The organism is Erythrobacter sp. (assembly GCA_019739335.1).
Lineage (GTDB): Bacteria > Pseudomonadota > Alphaproteobacteria > Sphingomonadales > Sphingomonadaceae > Alteraurantiacibacter.
In genome coordinates, this window is the sequence record CP073261.1 from 414,580 (window position 1) to 429,490 (window position 14,911).

Annotated in this window: 16 protein-coding genes; 9 read left to right on the top strand and 7 right to left on the bottom strand. The window is 63.4% G+C overall.

Going from position 1 to position 14,911, the window contains the following annotated elements:
• Window positions 1-23: 23 nt before the first annotated feature.
• Both JY451_02055 and queF read right to left on the bottom strand, forming a co-directional pair.
• Window positions 24-1,328, bottom strand: coding sequence for a UDP-glucose/GDP-mannose dehydrogenase family protein (locus tag JY451_02055; GenBank protein ID QZH75425.1), 1,305 nt, complete (start codon window positions 1,326-1,328; stop codon window positions 24-26).
• A gap of 114 nt (window positions 1,329-1,442) precedes the next feature.
• Entirely contained in the window at window positions 1,443-1,910 is a 468-nt protein-coding gene (gene queF / locus JY451_02060; protein ID QZH75426.1) for an NADPH-dependent 7-cyano-7-deazaguanine reductase QueF, read from the bottom strand.
• A gap of 78 nt (window positions 1,911-1,988) precedes the next feature.
• Between queF and JY451_02065 the strand changes: the two genes are divergently transcribed.
• The 9 genes from JY451_02065 to JY451_02105 all read left to right on the top strand — a co-directional run bounded on the left by JY451_02065 (window position 1,989) and on the right by JY451_02105 (window position 9,719).
• The gene (locus JY451_02065; GenBank protein ID QZH75427.1) at window positions 1,989-2,510 is read left to right on the top strand and encodes a hypothetical protein; all 522 of its coding nucleotides are present in this window, start codon (window positions 1,989-1,991) and stop codon (window positions 2,508-2,510) included.
• Between the two features lie 74 nt (window positions 2,511-2,584).
• Window positions 2,585-3,427, top strand: a complete 843-nt coding sequence (locus JY451_02070; protein QZH76509.1) for a sulfurtransferase — start codon at window positions 2,585-2,587, stop codon at window positions 3,425-3,427.
• Window positions 3,424-4,638: a cystathionine beta-lyase gene (gene metC, locus JY451_02075; protein ID QZH75428.1), complete on the top strand. Its 1,215-nt coding sequence runs from the start codon at window positions 3,424-3,426 to the stop codon at window positions 4,636-4,638. Before JY451_02070 ends, metC begins: the two co-directional genes overlap by 4 nt.
• Window positions 4,635-5,732: a mechanosensitive ion channel gene (locus tag JY451_02080; GenBank protein QZH75429.1), complete on the top strand. Its 1,098-nt coding sequence runs from the start codon at window positions 4,635-4,637 to the stop codon at window positions 5,730-5,732. Before metC ends, JY451_02080 begins: the two co-directional genes overlap by 4 nt.
• Before the next feature lie 81 nt (window positions 5,733-5,813).
• Window positions 5,814-6,569, top strand: coding sequence for a uroporphyrinogen-III C-methyltransferase (gene cobA / locus JY451_02085; protein QZH75430.1), 756 nt, complete (start codon window positions 5,814-5,816; stop codon window positions 6,567-6,569).
• Window positions 6,566-6,862, top strand: a complete 297-nt coding sequence (locus JY451_02090) for a DUF2849 domain-containing protein (GenBank protein QZH75431.1) — start codon at window positions 6,566-6,568, stop codon at window positions 6,860-6,862. The genes cobA and JY451_02090 overlap by 4 nt, the downstream gene beginning before the upstream one ends.
• A complete protein-coding gene (locus JY451_02095) occupies window positions 6,862-8,496 on the top strand; it encodes a nitrite/sulfite reductase (GenBank protein ID QZH75432.1) in 1,635 nt (544 codons plus the stop codon). Before JY451_02090 ends, JY451_02095 begins: the two co-directional genes overlap by 1 nt.
• On the top strand, window positions 8,489-8,941 hold the full coding sequence (locus tag JY451_02100) for a DUF934 domain-containing protein (GenBank protein ID QZH75433.1): 453 nt from the start codon (window positions 8,489-8,491) through the stop codon (window positions 8,939-8,941). Before JY451_02095 ends, JY451_02100 begins: the two co-directional genes overlap by 8 nt.
• Entirely contained in the window at window positions 8,934-9,719 is a 786-nt protein-coding gene (locus tag JY451_02105; protein ID QZH75434.1) for a phosphoadenylyl-sulfate reductase, read from the top strand. Before JY451_02100 ends, JY451_02105 begins: the two co-directional genes overlap by 8 nt.
• 539 nt (window positions 9,720-10,258) lie before the next feature.
• Here the strand turns inward: JY451_02105 and JY451_02110 are convergent.
• The 5 genes from JY451_02110 to JY451_02130 all read right to left on the bottom strand — a co-directional run bounded on the left by JY451_02110 (window position 10,259) and on the right by JY451_02130 (window position 14,886).
• Complete coding sequence (locus JY451_02110) at window positions 10,259-11,443, bottom strand: hypothetical protein (protein ID QZH75435.1); 1,185 nt, start codon at window positions 11,441-11,443, stop codon at window positions 10,259-10,261.
• Between the two features lie 100 nt (window positions 11,444-11,543).
• Window positions 11,544-12,140 (bottom strand): hypothetical protein, encoded by a 597-nt coding sequence (locus tag JY451_02115; protein QZH75436.1) that lies wholly within the window; start codon window positions 12,138-12,140, stop codon window positions 11,544-11,546.
• A 213-nt stretch (window positions 12,141-12,353) separates the two neighbouring features.
• Window positions 12,354-12,746: a hypothetical protein gene (locus JY451_02120; protein ID QZH75437.1), complete on the bottom strand. Its 393-nt coding sequence runs from the start codon at window positions 12,744-12,746 to the stop codon at window positions 12,354-12,356.
• A 104-nt stretch (window positions 12,747-12,850) separates the two neighbouring features.
• On the bottom strand, window positions 12,851-13,756 hold the full coding sequence (locus JY451_02125) for an NAD(P)H-binding protein (GenBank protein QZH75438.1): 906 nt from the start codon (window positions 13,754-13,756) through the stop codon (window positions 12,851-12,853).
• Window positions 13,753-14,886, bottom strand: a complete 1,134-nt coding sequence (locus JY451_02130; GenBank protein ID QZH75439.1) for a glutamate 5-kinase — start codon at window positions 14,884-14,886, stop codon at window positions 13,753-13,755. Before JY451_02130 ends, JY451_02125 begins: the two co-directional genes overlap by 4 nt.
• Window positions 14,887-14,911: the final 25 nt, after the last annotated feature.

Below are 14,911 nucleotides of genomic sequence, written 5' to 3' on the forward strand. Positions count from 1 at the left end.
CCTGCGGCTGTCTTGCCCCTCGATCAGCGCCCTACGGCCACGTATGTAAACCCGTGCCGTTCCACATCGCTGCGGCTGTAAAGATTGCGAAGATCGACCAACAGCGGGGCTTTGAGCAAACCCTTTACCCGGCCCAGATCGAGTGCGCGGAAGGCATCCCATTCGGTTACGATCACGGCGGCATCAGCACCGTCCAGCGCCTCATAGGGGCCATCGCAATAAGTAATCGGTCCGAGAAGCTTTTTGGCTTGCTCCATGCCTTCGGGATCGTAGGCCTTCACGGCAATTCCGGCATCCAGCAGCGCCTGCACAATGCTGATTGCCGGGCTGTCGCGCATGTCGTCGGTATTGGCCTTGAAAGTCAGTCCGAGCACGGCAACGGTCTTGCCGTGCTGGTCCCCGCCACCCATCGCATTCACTACCTTGCGGCCCATCGAGCGCTTGCGCTGGTCATTGCTGGCGACCACACTTTCAACAATGCGCAGCGGGCTTTCATAATCCTGCCCGGTCTTGAGCAATGCCACCGTATCCTTAGGGAAGCACGATCCGCCATAGCCCGGACCCGGCATGAGGAAGCGGTTGCCGATCCGGCTGTCCAGGCCGATTCCTTTGGCTACATCGCCCACATCTGCGCCCACTTTCTCGCACAAATCAGCGATTTCGTTGATGAAGCTGATCTTGGTGGCGAGGAAAGCGTTGGCGGCATATTTGGTCAATTCCGCCGCGCGGCGACTCATGGTGATCAGCGGTGATTCGTTCCGGGTGAGCGGTCGGTAGATTTCTTCCAACACCTCTTCGGCGTGCTTGTCGTTCACTCCGATCACCACCCGGTCGGGCCGCTTGAAGTCATCAATCGCCGCGCCTTCGCGCAGGAATTCGGGATTGGACGCGACCGAGAATTCAAGGCCCGGCGCGACTTCGCGGATAATCCGCTCAACCTCATCACCAGTTCCAACGGGAACGGTTGACTTGTCAACTACCACTACCCCCGTCGGCAGAAGCGGGGCCATTTCCCGTGCAGCAGCATAGACAAACGTCAGATCCGCGTGACCATCGCCCCGGCGAGAGGGCGTGCCCACGGCGATAAATACGGCATTGGCACCAGGAAGCGCTTCGGCAATGTCAAGCGTGAAGGAGAGACGCCCAGCTTCGACGTTCCTCGCCACCAATTCGTCCAGGCCCGGCTCGAATATTGGCATCGTGCCGTTCAATAACGCGTCGATTTTAGCCTGATCCTTGTCAACACAGATCACTTCATGGCCGAAATCGGCAAAGCAGGCACCCGATACAAGTCCGACATAGCCGGTGCCGATCATTACGATGCGCATCGAATAGTCCCCTTTGAAGATGGGCAGCAGAAGAACTCCGCTCCCGCCAGATGTGCTGGCGCGCTCTTAGTCGAACCCGGATGTTGCAGGCAAGAACCGTTCCCCCGCCTTTTGTTAGCCTCTGCCGCGATAGGGGGCTACGCCCTGCTCAGGCAGCCACAAGCCTTCTGGTGCCACGCCGCTCTGCCAGAACACGTCGATCGGAATGCCGCCGCGGGGATACCAGTAGCCGCCGATGCGCAGCCAGCGCGGAGCCATTTCCGCAAACAGCCGCTGGCCGATGCCCACGGTCACGTCCTCGTGAAAGCCGCCATGATTGCGGAACGCGCCGAGGAAAAGCTTCAGGCTCTTGGATTCGACGATGGTTTTCTCGGGCGAATAATCGATCACCAGATGCGCGAAATCGGGCGCGCCGGTGACAGGGCACAACGAGGTGAATTCGGGCACGGCAAAGCGCACCAGATACAGCGCACCCTGGCGCGGATTGGGAACATAATCGAGCACTGCCTCTTCGGGCGATGCTGGCAGGGCGGTGTGCTGGCCAAGGAACTGCGGCTGGTCGCGTGCTGGAGTATCGTTCATGGCGCGAACAGATGGCGTGATCGGGAGCCTTGCACAAGTGCGCTATGCAGAACGCACACTTGGGAGTATTTTTGCAGCATGGAAGAGGAAAGCGAACCGAAGGCGGATAAAAGCGGAGCCCGCACGGATGCGCTTTCGCTGACGCTGTTTCCCACGCGTCTTTCGATCGGGCCGACGCGCGTGCTGCTCAACTGGCGGCTCGAGCTGTCCAACAACGCGCAGGACCACATCGTCTCGTTAAGAATCTGGAGCGACATGGTCAGCGCTCACGGCTCGATCCCGACCGAGGAGCAACTTGGCGGGCCGAACCTCGACGAGGCGCGCCTCCATCGCATCGCCATGCTCGCCCCCTTTGCTACCGAAAGTATTGCCGGTGAATGGCAAATGCCACGCGATGCCGTTCGACCGGTGGACAATGCGCCCGAAAGCCTGATCCTGCCACTCGCCCGCTTCAGGCTGATCGGTGCCGGGATTGCGCCGCTGCGGCGTGCCTTCGTGATCGGCAATCCACCAGCGCCAGGGGAGGAGAAGCTGCGCCCGCTCCATCTCGACGGCAGTTTGCAGGTACATATCCGGCTGGCCGCGCGCGCGGTGACGTGAAGCGGGCCCTGAAAGGGTAACGGCAATTTACCTTCGCCGCGCCACGGGCTAGGTCCTGTGCGATGAAGACCGCGATGGGAACCCTCGTTACAACAGATTGGCTCGCAAGCGCGCTGGACGCGCCCGATGTGGTCGTGCTCGATGCCACTGCCCACCTCCCGACCGCCGACCGCGATGCACGGGAGGAGTTTGCGGCGGCGCATATTCCCGGCGCGCGGTTTCTCAGTCTGAAAACGCTTATTGATCCGGAGAGCGAGGTGCCAGCGGCCCTGCCAACCCGAGCACAATTCGAGGCACGGCTGGCGAGTTTGGGTGTCGCCAATGGCCAGCGAATTGTGCTGTATGACAACAGCGCCATGCGCACGTCGGCGCGGGCTTGGTTCATTTTCCGGCTGTTCGGAGTGCAACAGTTTGCGGTGCTCGATGGCGGGTTGCACAAATGGATGGCGGAAGGCCGCCCGATTGAAATCGGCGTAACATTGATCGGCGAAGGTGATTTCACGTCTTCGGGAGGCGCGGGCGAAGTGCGCAGCAAGGCAGACATCCTCGCCAATCTTGCTAGCGGCACCGAACAAGTCGTCGATGCCCGCGACGCTCCCCGCTTTCGCGGAGACGAACCCGATTTCCGCCCCGGAATTGCGTCTGGCCATATCCCCGGATCGCGCAATGTCCCCTATGATGCCGTACTGGCCGAAGACGGCACTTTCCGCGACCCTGCGGGTATCCGCGCGGCTCTCGAGCAGGCGGGAGTCGATCTCGATCGCCCTATCACCGCTTCCTGCGGCAGCGGTGTGACCGCGTCGGTGCTGCTGCTGGCGCTGCACCTGATCGGCAAGCAGGGCGCGCTCTACGATGGTAGCTGGAGCGAATGGGGCGCGGACCCCGCCCTCCCCGTTGCCACCGGACCGGCGCGATGAGCGGGAAGGATCACCAGCCCGCCACCCGTCTGGTCGAAGCCGGACGGCGCAAGGAATGGACCAGCGTGAGCGGCCAGCCGGGCGGTGTGGTCAATCCGCCGGTCTGGCGCAGCAGTACGCACCTGTACGACGATTGCGCCGATCTGGCGCGCGGCCGGCCCAACGAAGACGGCCACTTCTACTACGGGCGACGGGGGGGGCCGACGCAGTGGGCGCTGGCCGATGCCCTGACCACGCTGGAACCCGGCGCGGAGGGCACCGAACTGTTCCCCAGCGGGGTTGCCGCGATTGCGGGCACCCTGATGGCACTGCTGTCTCCCGGCGACGAACTGCTGTTCAGCGACAATTGCTACGAACCCACGCGCAGCATAGCGCTTGGAGTGCTGAAGCGTTTCGGCATCACCGCCCGTGCCTTCAACCCGCTTGATCCGACCGGGTTCGCGGCGATGATCGGTGAGCGGACCAAGGTCGTAATGCTGGAAAGCCCCGGCAGCCTGACGATGGAAGTCTGCGATATTCCCGCACTCGCCGCCATTGCACGCGAACGCGAAGTCATTTCAGTGATCGACAACACTTGGGCCTCCCCGCTCGGCTTTGCGGCCCTGCGGCACGGCTGCGACGTATCGGTGATGAGCCTGACCAAGCATGTCGGCGGCCATTCTGACCTGATGATGGGTAGCGCCTCGGCATCAAAGCCGCTTATCAGGCGGATAAGAGTGCATTCGCAATATATGGGGCAGGTCGTTTCGCCCGACGATGCCGCGCTGGCGCTACGCGGGTTGCGGACGATGGGTCTAAGGCTCGAACGCACAAGCTCAAGTGCGCTTGAGGTCGCGCAATGGCTTGAAAATAGAGCAGAAGTTTCCGCTGTGCTCTGCCCAATGCTGTCCGGCGCGCCGGGCAACGATTTATGGCAGCGGGACTTTTCCGGCGGCTGCGGTCTGTTCAGCTTCATCTTGCGCAGCGCCGATGTCGCTGCGCGTGCGCGGTTTATCGACGCGCTGCAATTGTTCGGAATCGGCTTCAGCTGGGGAGGCTACGAAAGCCTCGCCATCCCGGTAGATCCGGGTCGCATCCGCGATTTCAGCGTCTGGCCCGTCAGTGTCGACAAGGGCAGCGGATTGGGGGTGCGGCTCGCCATCGGGCTGGAGGATACAGGCGATCTCATCCGCGATCTCGAACAGGCATTTGCCGCGATGGGAACAGCATGACAGCTACAGTTGAGAATCCGCTCGAGACGCCGCCCCCCACGGCGCCTGCCGAGACCGCCAGTCCTTCACCCGCGCCACTGCCGGAAAGCACACCCGCGCCAGTCGATACCGATAGCGCCGCCGAGGAAGCTGTGGCCGGAGCCGAAGCCCTTCGCGATGCCATGTCCGAAAGCACTCCGACCGTGGCGGGCCTGATCGACCGGCTTGATGCCTTCGGCTTCTCGGTCGCCGATACCCGTTTCTCGCTGTGGACCGTCTTGGTGCTGGTGCTGGTGGTCGTCGGCGTGTTCGTCTTCGCCCGCCTCAGCACCAAGCTGGCGAAATCCGGCCTGCGACGCGCAACCCGGCTGGATTCTTCGCAACGGCTGCTGGCGGAAAAGCTGCTGACGGTGGCGCTGTGGGCTTTCGCAATTCTGATCGGGATCGACATCCTCGGGATCGATCTAACCGCCTTGGCGGTGTTCTCAGGCGCGTTCGGCCTCGCCATCGGCTTTGGCCTGCAAAAGACCTTCGGCAACCTGATTGCCGGGATCATCCTGCTGATGGACAAGTCGATCAAGCCGGGGGACGTGATCGCGATTGCCGACCAGGCAGGCAACGAAACTTTCGGCCAGATCCGGAAGATCGGCATTCGCGCCGTATCGATCACCACGCGGGACGAGCGTGAATATCTGATTCCGAACGAAAACCTGATGATCAACCAGGTCGAGAACTGGTCCTACTCGTCAAAGAAGGTGCGCATGCAGGTTCATGTAGGAGTGGCCTATGGCGCCGACATGAAGCTGGCGCAGGAGCTGATGCTCGAAGCAGCGCGTGCGTGCAAGCGCGTGCTGGACAGTCCCTCTCCGACCGTGTGGATGCAGGCCTACGGCGAAAGCAGTGTGGATTTTGCGATCCACTGCTGGATCGAAGACCCGGAAATGGGCGTCGGCAATGTCCGCTCGGAAGTGCTCAACAATCTGTGGGACCTGTTCCAGGCCAACCGGATCGAAATCCCGTTCCCGCAGCGCGATCTAAACTTGCGCGATAACGAGCAATTCCAGCAGCTTGTTGCGGCGATTTCGCAGCGCGTCGAAAGCAATCGCGACAAGTAGGCGGTGCGGCTAAAGCTTACCTAAACAGGTGGCAACCCATTCTCGCTGGTGGCATGGCCCGCCAGCAGCCATCTGCACCTCATGCAAAGTGGCACCATCTATCTTGTCGGCGCGGGCCCGGGCGATCCGGAACTGTTGACACTACGCGCGGCGCGACTGATCGGCAGCGCCAGCCTTATCGTGCATGATGGGCTGGTCGATCCGGCCATCCTGGCGCTGGCACACTGCGATGCGCGGCTTGTCTCCGTCGCCAAGCAGCGCGCGCGGCATACGCTGGCTCAAGACGATATCAACGCGCTGCTGGTGCGCGAAGCGCTGGCCGGGCGCGATGTGGTGCGGCTCAAAGGCGGCGATCCGTTCGTCTTCGGGCGCGGCGGTGAAGAGATGGAATCTGCGCAGGCTGCGGGCGTGCGGGTCAAGGTCGTCCCCGGCATTTCCGCCGCCAACGGAGCCGCCGCCGCTGCGGGCATTCCGCTCACGCATCGTGACGCGGCCAGCGTGGTCAGCTTCGTGGCGGGCCAGTGCAAGGGGCTGTCCGAGCAGGACTGGTCCGGCCTCGCCGGCAAGGGCCGCACGCTGGTGATCTACATGGGCGTGAAGACCGCGCCCCAGATCGCCGAGAAGCTGATGGCGGACGGCCTTGCCCCCGACATGCCGCTGGCCGTGATCGAGAACGCCTGCCGCGCGGACATGCGCGTGCTGCGCGGGCCGCTCGCCGCCCTGCCCGATCTGGTTCTGGCGGAGCGAGTGAAGAGCCCCGCCCTCATCATCATCGGCGAAGTTACCGCGCGGGACAACCTCGCGCTCGCCACCCTTGCTGCGGAGTTTGCTGCATGAAAATCTTGACCGGGAACGATCTCGGCTCCGGCGCCGTGGTCTGGTGGGATGGCCGCGGCTGGTCCACGCACATCTCCGATGCTGCCGATGCCAGCGAGGAAGGCGAAGCGATCATGGCGCGCGAGGAAGCCGCGCGGCGGGTCAACGTGCCCTATGCGATCGACGCCGTGATGACCGCGGACGGCCCGCGTCCGGCACATATCAAGGACCGCGTGCGCGCACTGGGGCCAACCGTGCGCCCCGATCTCGCGGTGAGGGCAGCCGCTGAAAAAGGCTGGGACTGGGTGATCTGATGTACAAGTACGACCAATATGACCAGGCAATGGTGGATGCGCGCGTGGAGGAATTCCGCGATCAGGCGCGCCGCCGTTTCGAAGGCAAGATCACCGAGGAACAGTTCCGCCCGCTGCGGCTGATGAACGGCCTCTACCTGCAATTGCACGCCTACATGCTGCGCGTCGCCATTCCCTATGGCACGCTCGACAGCCGGCAGATGCACGCGCTGGCGGACATCGCCGACAGGTACGACAAGGGCTACGGCCATTTCACCACCCGCCAGAACATCCAGTACAACTGGATCAAGCTGGACGAGGCGGCGGACCTTCTGGCGGACCTCGCCAAGGTGGAAATGCACGCCATCCAGACCAGCGGCAACTGCATCCGCAACATCAGTTCGGATCATTTCGCTGGCGCTGCGGCGGATGAGGTGGTGGACCCCCGCCCCTATGCGGAATTGCTGCGGCAGTGGTCCAGCTTCCACCCGGAATTCAGCTACCTGCCGCGCAAGTTCAAGATTGCGGTGATCGCCAGCGAGCGGGACCGGGCGGCGATGCGGCTGCACGATATCGGCATCAACATCGTCCGAAACGCTGCTGGCGAGCTGGGCGCGGCCTTTTATGTCGGCGGCGGCATGGGCCGCACCCCGATGGTCGCCCCGCTGATCCGCGACTTCGTCCCGCTCGACCAGCTGGTGACCTATTCCGAGGCCTGCCTGCGGGTCTACAATCGCTACGGGCGGCGCGACAACAAGTACAAGGCGCGGATCAAGATCCTCGTCCATGAACTGGGAGCGGCTGAGTACGCCCGCCAGGTGGAGGAGGAGTTCGCCCATCTGCTGGATCAGGGCGTGGAACCGCCGCTGGCCGAGCTGGAGCGGATCAAGACCTATTTCGCCGACAAGGCCTTCAAGACCGGCCTTCCTTTGGAAGCCGATCGTTCGGACCCCGATTTCGCGCTGTGGATGGACCGTAACACCCACCCGCACAAGGCGCCCGGCTATGTCTCGGCGGTCATCAGCCTCAAGCCCGTTGGCGGCATCCCTGGCGATGCCACGGCAGCGCAGATGCACCTGATGGCAGACCTCGCGCGCGAATACAGCTTCGACGAATGCCGGGTGATGCACACCCAGAACATCGTGCTGCCGCATGTCGAGATCGCCCGCCTGCCCGAACTGTGGGCTAAGCTGGACGAAGCTGGCCTCGGCGCGGCCAATCTGGATCAGATCGGCGATATTATCGCCTGCCCCGGCCTCGATTACTGTTCGCTCGCCAATGCCCGCTCGATCCCGGTGGCGCAGAAGATTTCCGAACGCTTTGCCGCCAACGGAAAGAGCGAGGTGCTGGGCGAACTGAAACTGAAGATTTCCGGCTGCATCAATGCCTGCGGGCACCACCATGCGGGCCACATCGGCATCCTCGGCGTCGACAAAAAGGGCACCGAAAATTACCAGCTCTTGCTCGGTGGCAGCGAGGCGGAAGATGCCTCGCTGGCGAAGATCACCGGCCCCGGCTTTGACGAGGCGGGCATTGTCGATGCCGTGGAAAAGGTCACCGAGACCTACCTCGCGCAGCGGCAGGAGGGCGAACGCTTCCTCGATACCTACCGCCGTGTCGGCATGGATACGTTCAAGGAGGCGCTTTATGGCTGATGATCTTGGCACCGGGCGCGACGAAGTGCAGTTCCGCTTCCGCAGCGACGAACTGCCCGATGGGTCGCAGGTCACCGTCGACGCTTTCCTCGGCCAGACCAATGCTGTTGCCGTGCGGATCGAGCCGGGCGACGATGCGCGTGCGCTGCTGCCGCATCTGGGCCGCATCCGGCTGGTGGAAGTGAACTTCCCGACCTTTGGTGACGGGCGCGGGTATTCCGCAGCGCGTGTCCTGCGCGAACACGGCTACACCGGCGAGTTGCGCGCGGTGGGAGATGTGCTGGTGGACCAGATCGCCTACATGCGGCGCTGCGGATTCGACAGCTTTGCCCCTGATCGCCCGCTTGACGAGGCCGATGTCGAGGCCGCCTTTAGCCGTTGGCCGCACGACTATCAGGCTGCCGCCGATGCCGCCGTGCCGATCTGGAAACTGCGTCATGGGTGAAGCCGCTCGCAAGATCGACCGGATCGACACCGCGCCCGCCTTTACGCAAGCCGATGCCGATGCGCTCAACGCGCGCTTCGTCGGGGTCGACACATTGACCATGCTGCGCACCCTGTTTGCCGAAGGCACGCTGGGCAAGGTGGCGGTCGTCTCCAGCTTCGGCACCGAAAGCGCGGTGCTGCTCGATCTGGTCGCGCGAGCCGATGCGAGCATTCCGGTGATCTTCGTCGATACCCTCAAGATGTTCGCCGAGACGCTTGCCTATCGCGAGACGCTGATCGAACGGCTCGGCATCCGCAATTCCGCCGTGGTGCAGCCCGATCCGGCGGTGCTGGCAGCGAAGGACGAAAGTGGCCTCCGCTGGTCCTATGATCCGGACGGCTGCTGCGACATCCGCAAGGTGGAGCCGCTGGCACGCGCGAAGGCGGGGCTCGATAGCTGGATTTCAGGGCGCAAGGCGTTCCAGTCTGTCACCCGGCAGGATATTCCGCGCTTTGAAGTGGAAGACGGGCGATTGAAGCTCAATCCGCTGGGCGACTGGGTGAAGGCCGATCTCGAAGCCTATTTCACCGAGCGCGACCTGCCGCGCCACCCGCTGGAGGCCAAGGGCTTCCTATCGGTCGGCTGCGCGCCCTGCACTTCGCCGGTCGCTCCGGGCGAAGACCCGCGCGCGGGGCGCTGGCGTGGCTGGGACAAGACCGAATGCGGCATCCACACGCCGGGCACCGATGTCCCTGCGGAAGGTGAGCTGCCGCCGGGGTACGAACCCTTCCTGTAAGCGGAAACTGCTGCGACAAGGAATGTTCGGGCGGATAACCGTCCCGGCTCTCGCTCTCGGCCACTTCTCCCTCGCCAGCGAAGGCTGACAGGTCACGCAATGTGCGTGCCTGTACCAGCATGGTCATGCCGAGTTCGCCGCCCCAGTCGCTCGGCACCTCGCACATCAGCCGCGCCATGGTGGCTATGCCGCTGCCCTTGCGCGCCGCCATCGCCTCAACCTTGGCGTAATTGTTCCAGTCCAGCAACCAGCTGCCACTCGAAGCGGCGCTGGCCGTGGGAGCGATGCCAAAACGCAGGATCGTGGTGCCTGCAGCGATCACCCCCTTGTGCGGGTTCTTGATCCCGCCGGTCATTTCGCTGGTTTGCTTCTTCGGGTTCGGATTGGTACTGCCGCCCGGAATCTCGCGCAGCGCTGCCGCACTTTCAGGGTATTTCCGGGTTGATCGTCGCCATGTCTGCGCCCGCTGTCGGTTCAGGTCGATTGCGGACAATCTGCGTTGCCGCGCCCCCATAGTCCAGCGCCGAACTCGGCTGTCCCTAGGCGGCCAGCAGCAAACCGTAGGCAACAAGCGAGTCGACCACGTCACCCAACTCCTCGGTGTCCTCGACCGCGAACTCGCTCTTGGCCAAGCTGCCGCTGGCGACTTTGGCCCGCAACTGCCTGAACAGCTCTTCAGACAAGGGAATGCTCGATCCCGCCACCACGATCTGGCGCTTTCCCTCGTCGCCTTCGAAGCTGAAAAGGATGTGCTCGCGCACGCGGAGTCGGTCATCCATGCCGATGCCCTGCGCCAGCGCCAGCAGCGCGCCGCGAACGCGGGAGCCCTGCGTGCGAATGAAATTGCCGGAGAACACCGCGTTGGTCGCTTCGAAACTCGCCTTGTCGGCCAGTTCGCCCACCAGCCGCCGAAATGTTGCGGCGTGTACGGTCTGAGCTTCCGCGCTGTCGAAATACATGCCACGCGGCAGCGAGTGCCGCATTTCGGGGATGCGCAAAGACGCTTCGGCCACGGCTTCCAGCATGAATTCGGCCCAGGTCTGCACCAGGATGCCCACGGTGATATGCAGGCTCGGCTCATCTCCGTGATTGGGCGCGCGGTGCGAAGTGCCGCGCGGCACGTAGAGGCACTGCCCGGCTTCGAGCACGAAGCTCTCCTTGAGCTCTCCGGTTTCGTCCACGCCCTTGCGGAAGCCCTCGCCGCGGAAAGGGAGGCCGTCACGATCGCCGTAGATTTCCCATTGTTTGGCGCCGGAAATCTGGATCACGAACACGTCGTGATTGTCATAATGGACGCCGAAGCCGTGGGCATCGGGCGGGGTGAGATAGACATTGGTCTGCACCCGGGCGCCGAATTCCTTCTCCAGCGCGAGGCAGAAACTGAACAGCTTGCCGTCGGCAAAATGCAGCTGCGGCAGGATGATCGTCGCGCCATCGCGGAAATTGTCGAGCACCGCCCCGCGATCGATCGTACCGTTGGCGAAGGTGTATTCGTCCGGCGGAACCGGACTGCCCGATTTCGCCATGCCGAGCGCGGCGCGGGGCAATTCGCTATCGGAAATGATCTCGTCGACCCGGTCAAGGCTCAGCAGCTGCGCGGTCTGGGGATGCTTCAACTCACTGCGAAAGACCTTGCGCTCGTAATAGTCGGCGAAGAATTCCTCCGGCGAAAGCGGGGCGACGAGCATTTCCAGCGCTGTGACGGCTGGCGTTTCAGTGGTCATGGAAGGCATTCATCCTCGCACAGGCTGGAAAGCAAACGGGGCCGCCAATGCCGACCCCGCTGTGCTCGTAAAAATCAGGACACCCCGGTCAGGCCGGAGGTCAGTTACCCCGGCGGCCGTTTCCAGCCGGATCGGCATAGGCACCCGTGTCGCTGTCCGTGAGCCCGGTGGTGCTGCGCCCGCGGCCATTCCCGGCAGGATCGGCATAGCTGCCAGTGTCGCTATCAGTGATGCCCGAAGTTCCTCGCCCGTTGCCCGCCTGGTCGGCATAGGCGCCGCTATCACTGTCAGTAATGCCCGTGCGGCGGCTTCCGCGACCGTTGCCGGCCTGGTCGGCATAGGAACCCGTGTCGCTGTCGGTAATGCCGGTGCGGCTGCCCCGGCCATTGCCTGCCTGATCGGCGTAAGCGCCGGAATCGCTATCGGTCAGGCCGGTGCGCCCGCCACGGCCATTGCCCGCTGGGTCGCTTGGATCGCCGTCAGTAATACCGGTTCCGCCGCGGCCATTACCTGCCGCATCGGCATAAGCTCCGGTGTCGCTGTCGGTAATGCCGGTAGTGCGCCCGCCGCCGACGGGATCATACGGATCGGAATCCGTTCGCTGTGCCGCTGCCGGCGAAGCGATTACAGCCGCCGCAGCGCCGGTAACGATCCCTACGAACGAACGCCGCGAAACGGGTCTTGCCCTTTTTGCCATCAATACCCCCTGTCAAAGCACGGGGCCCTCCCCCGGACTCAATATCGTCAGACTAGCCTCTATAAACACAAGTGCAAGTACGTGCGTTACATTTGCACACCGTCCCTGCACAATCCAAGTTGCGCTCGAAGAGTTTAACTCTTCATGTACGGCAGGAACGGAAACGGGGGCCGCCGCGGACCCCCGTTTGTCGTGCTCGCAGTATTGTCGCGATTAGGCGGGGCACGAACCCCGGCCGCGACCGTAGCCTGCTGCGTCATTCACATCGGAGTCGGAAATCCCGGTCCGGCCGTTGCCAGCCTGGTCGGCACCGTTGCCCGAATCGCTGTCGGTATCGCCCGTCACGCTGCCACGACCGCGACCGGCGCAATCCGCATTGGAACCCGAATCACTGTCAGTGAGTCCCGAACTGCCGCGACCGTTGCCCGCTTCATCGGTAGGGTCGTTGTCGGTCAGGCCGGTGCCGCGCCCACCACCAGCTGGATCGTTCGGATCGCTATCGGTGCGCTGGGCCAGAGCCGGTGCGCTGACGATGGATGCTGCCGCTGCACCCGTTACAAGTGCGACGAACGACCGGCGCGATACCGGAAGTGCTCTGCGTGCCATAAAAAATTCCCCACTGCCTTCCGGGAAAGGCCCGGAAATCCCGGCGATGGGTTTACGCCGAATTTTGGTGAAAACAAGTAGCCTGATGCAACTACCTCTGGGTCTTACAACCATCCGTGTCGGCGATACCATTCTGCGGTGGATGCAAGCCCTTGTTCGCCGCCGATTTGCGCCTGCCAGGCTTCGCCGGGCACTGCTTTGGCCGGATCGCTCACCCAGTCCGGATGTGCCATATACCGTGCGCGGTCGGGGGTCAGCTTGGCGCGACCGCCACGAAGCAGCCTGTCAAGGCGCGCTGCGCCTGCGAGTACGCTGCGCGGCACGTTGGGCGACCAGACGCGCTTGCCCATTGCCTTGCCGATGGACTGCGCCAGTTCGCGATGGGACCAGCCGCCTGCGCGTCCATCGTCCGGCTCGAAAATTCGCTGCGATACGCTGTCGACTTGCACAAGATCGAGCAACAGCCGCGCCAGATCGCTCACATGAATGATCGAACTGCGTCCTGGCGGTGGCATCGGCACGACATGCCAGCGCGCGGCCTTGAACAGTTCGAGAATCTCGGTGTCGCGCGGGCCGTAAACGGCAGGAGGACGGATCACTGTCCAGTCGAGTCCGCTGACTTGGACCACTTCTTCCGCCAGCCGCTTCGAATGGCCATAGACGGACAATCCCGGCTCGCGCGCGGCCAGACTGGAGACATGGACGAAGCGCGACACCCCCGCTTGCCGCGCCGCCTCCACCACGTTTTGGGTTCCGGTGACATTGCCTGCCGTGAATCCGGCTGAATCGGGCGCACTGACTACCCCGGCGATGTGCAAAACGGCATCGCATCCGTCCAACAGTTCACGTAAGGCAATGTTGGCGGAAAGATCGCCAGCCACCCATTCCACACCGTCGCGCTCCTCCTGCGCGCGCCGTGCCAGCGCCCGCACCGGCAAGCCCCGCCGCGCTGCTTCGTCGAGCACTGCCTGCCCCACGAAGCCGGTGGCGCCGGTAATCGCCAGCTTCACATCAGGACCAGATGATCGCGGTGGATCACCGCCGATCGGGGAGCATGGCCGAGAATTGCTTCCTGCTCGGCGCTCTGCTTGCCCATGATCGCCTCGACATCATCGACATCGTATTCGACCAGTCCCTTGGCAATCACCCGTCCGGTGACATCCTTGACCTCGATGATATCGGCGCGCGAAAAATCGCCTTCCGCCCGCGTGATTCCCGCTGCCAGCACGCTCTTGCCGTCGTGCAGCGCCGCCACGCAGCCGTCATCCACTGTTATAGCGCCGTTGAAGCGCATCCGTCCGCCGATCCATGCGCGCCGCCCGCTTTCATCGCGCTGGGGCAGGAACAAGGTGCCCGCCTGCGATGCCATTGCGCGGGCAAGCGGCATTTCCGGTCGGCCATCGATGATTGCCAGAGCGATCCCGGCCCTCTCGGCGATTTCCGCTGCCAGCAATTTGGCAGTCATCCCGCCTGAACCCAGACCGGAGCCGGAACCCGAATCGGCCATTGCGTGAATTTCCGGTGTCACTCCGTCCACCTGCGCCAGCCGCTCCGCATCGGGGTGATCGGGGTGCCGATCATACAGACCATCGACATCGGTCAGCAGCAAAACACCATCGGCGGAGCAGGCCTGCGCCACCCGCGCGGCCAGCCGGTCATTATCACCGAAGCGGATTTCGCCGGTGGCAATGGTGTCATTCTCGTTCACCACCGGCACCACGCCGCTCTTGAGCAGCCGACGCAGGGTGGCGGAAATATTGAGATAACGCCGACGGGTTTCGAAGTCGTCCAGCGTGAGCAGCATCTGCGCCGCGATCAGGCCACGCTGGCCAAGCAAATTGGACCAGGCCGATGCCAGATCGATCTGTCCTACCGAGGCCGCAGCCTGTGCTTCGGAGAGTGTGCGCCGCCCGCCGTGCGTCAGGTTCAGCTTTTTCGCGCCGATGGCTATCGAACCGGAGCTGACCACGACTACTTCCATGCCCAGTTCGCGCGCAGTCCAGATATCGTTGACCACGCTGCGCAGCCATTCGCCGTGCACCCTGCCGGTGCTATCCACCAGCAGCGCACTGCCGATCTTTATCACCAGTCGCTTGCAGATAGCAGGATCGCGGAAGTCGAGGAGGGTCTGGATGGGCATGATCGGGTCCGGTTAGCGGATTGCC

Excerpts from the sequence above, each read along its gene's own strand:
- JY451_02055 (QZH75425.1), bottom strand. The coding sequence starts at position 1,328 with ATGCGCATCGTAATGATCGGCACCGGCTATGTCGGACTTGTATCGGGT.
- queF (QZH75426.1), bottom strand. The coding sequence starts at position 1,910 with ATGAACGATACTCCAGCACGCGACCAGCCGCAGTTCCTTGGCCAGCAC.
- JY451_02065 (QZH75427.1), top strand. The coding sequence starts at position 1,989 with ATGGAAGAGGAAAGCGAACCGAAGGCGGATAAAAGCGGAGCCCGCACG.
- JY451_02070 (QZH76509.1), top strand. The coding sequence starts at position 2,585 with ATGGGAACCCTCGTTACAACAGATTGGCTCGCAAGCGCGCTGGACGCG.
- metC (QZH75428.1), top strand. The coding sequence starts at position 3,424 with ATGAGCGGGAAGGATCACCAGCCCGCCACCCGTCTGGTCGAAGCCGGA.
- JY451_02080 (QZH75429.1), top strand. The coding sequence starts at position 4,635 with ATGACAGCTACAGTTGAGAATCCGCTCGAGACGCCGCCCCCCACGGCG.
- cobA (QZH75430.1), top strand. The coding sequence starts at position 5,814 with ATGCAAAGTGGCACCATCTATCTTGTCGGCGCGGGCCCGGGCGATCCG.
- JY451_02090 (QZH75431.1), top strand. The coding sequence starts at position 6,566 with ATGAAAATCTTGACCGGGAACGATCTCGGCTCCGGCGCCGTGGTCTGG.
- JY451_02095 (QZH75432.1), top strand. The coding sequence starts at position 6,862 with ATGTACAAGTACGACCAATATGACCAGGCAATGGTGGATGCGCGCGTG.
- JY451_02100 (QZH75433.1), top strand. The coding sequence starts at position 8,489 with ATGGCTGATGATCTTGGCACCGGGCGCGACGAAGTGCAGTTCCGCTTC.
- JY451_02105 (QZH75434.1), top strand. The coding sequence starts at position 8,934 with ATGGGTGAAGCCGCTCGCAAGATCGACCGGATCGACACCGCGCCCGCC.
- JY451_02110 (QZH75435.1), bottom strand. The coding sequence starts at position 11,443 with ATGACCACTGAAACGCCAGCCGTCACAGCGCTGGAAATGCTCGTCGCC.
- JY451_02115 (QZH75436.1), bottom strand. The coding sequence starts at position 12,140 with ATGGCAAAAAGGGCAAGACCCGTTTCGCGGCGTTCGTTCGTAGGGATC.
- JY451_02120 (QZH75437.1), bottom strand. The coding sequence starts at position 12,746 with ATGGCACGCAGAGCACTTCCGGTATCGCGCCGGTCGTTCGTCGCACTT.
- JY451_02130 (QZH75439.1), bottom strand. The coding sequence starts at position 14,886 with ATGCCCATCCAGACCCTCCTCGACTTCCGCGATCCTGCTATCTGCAAG.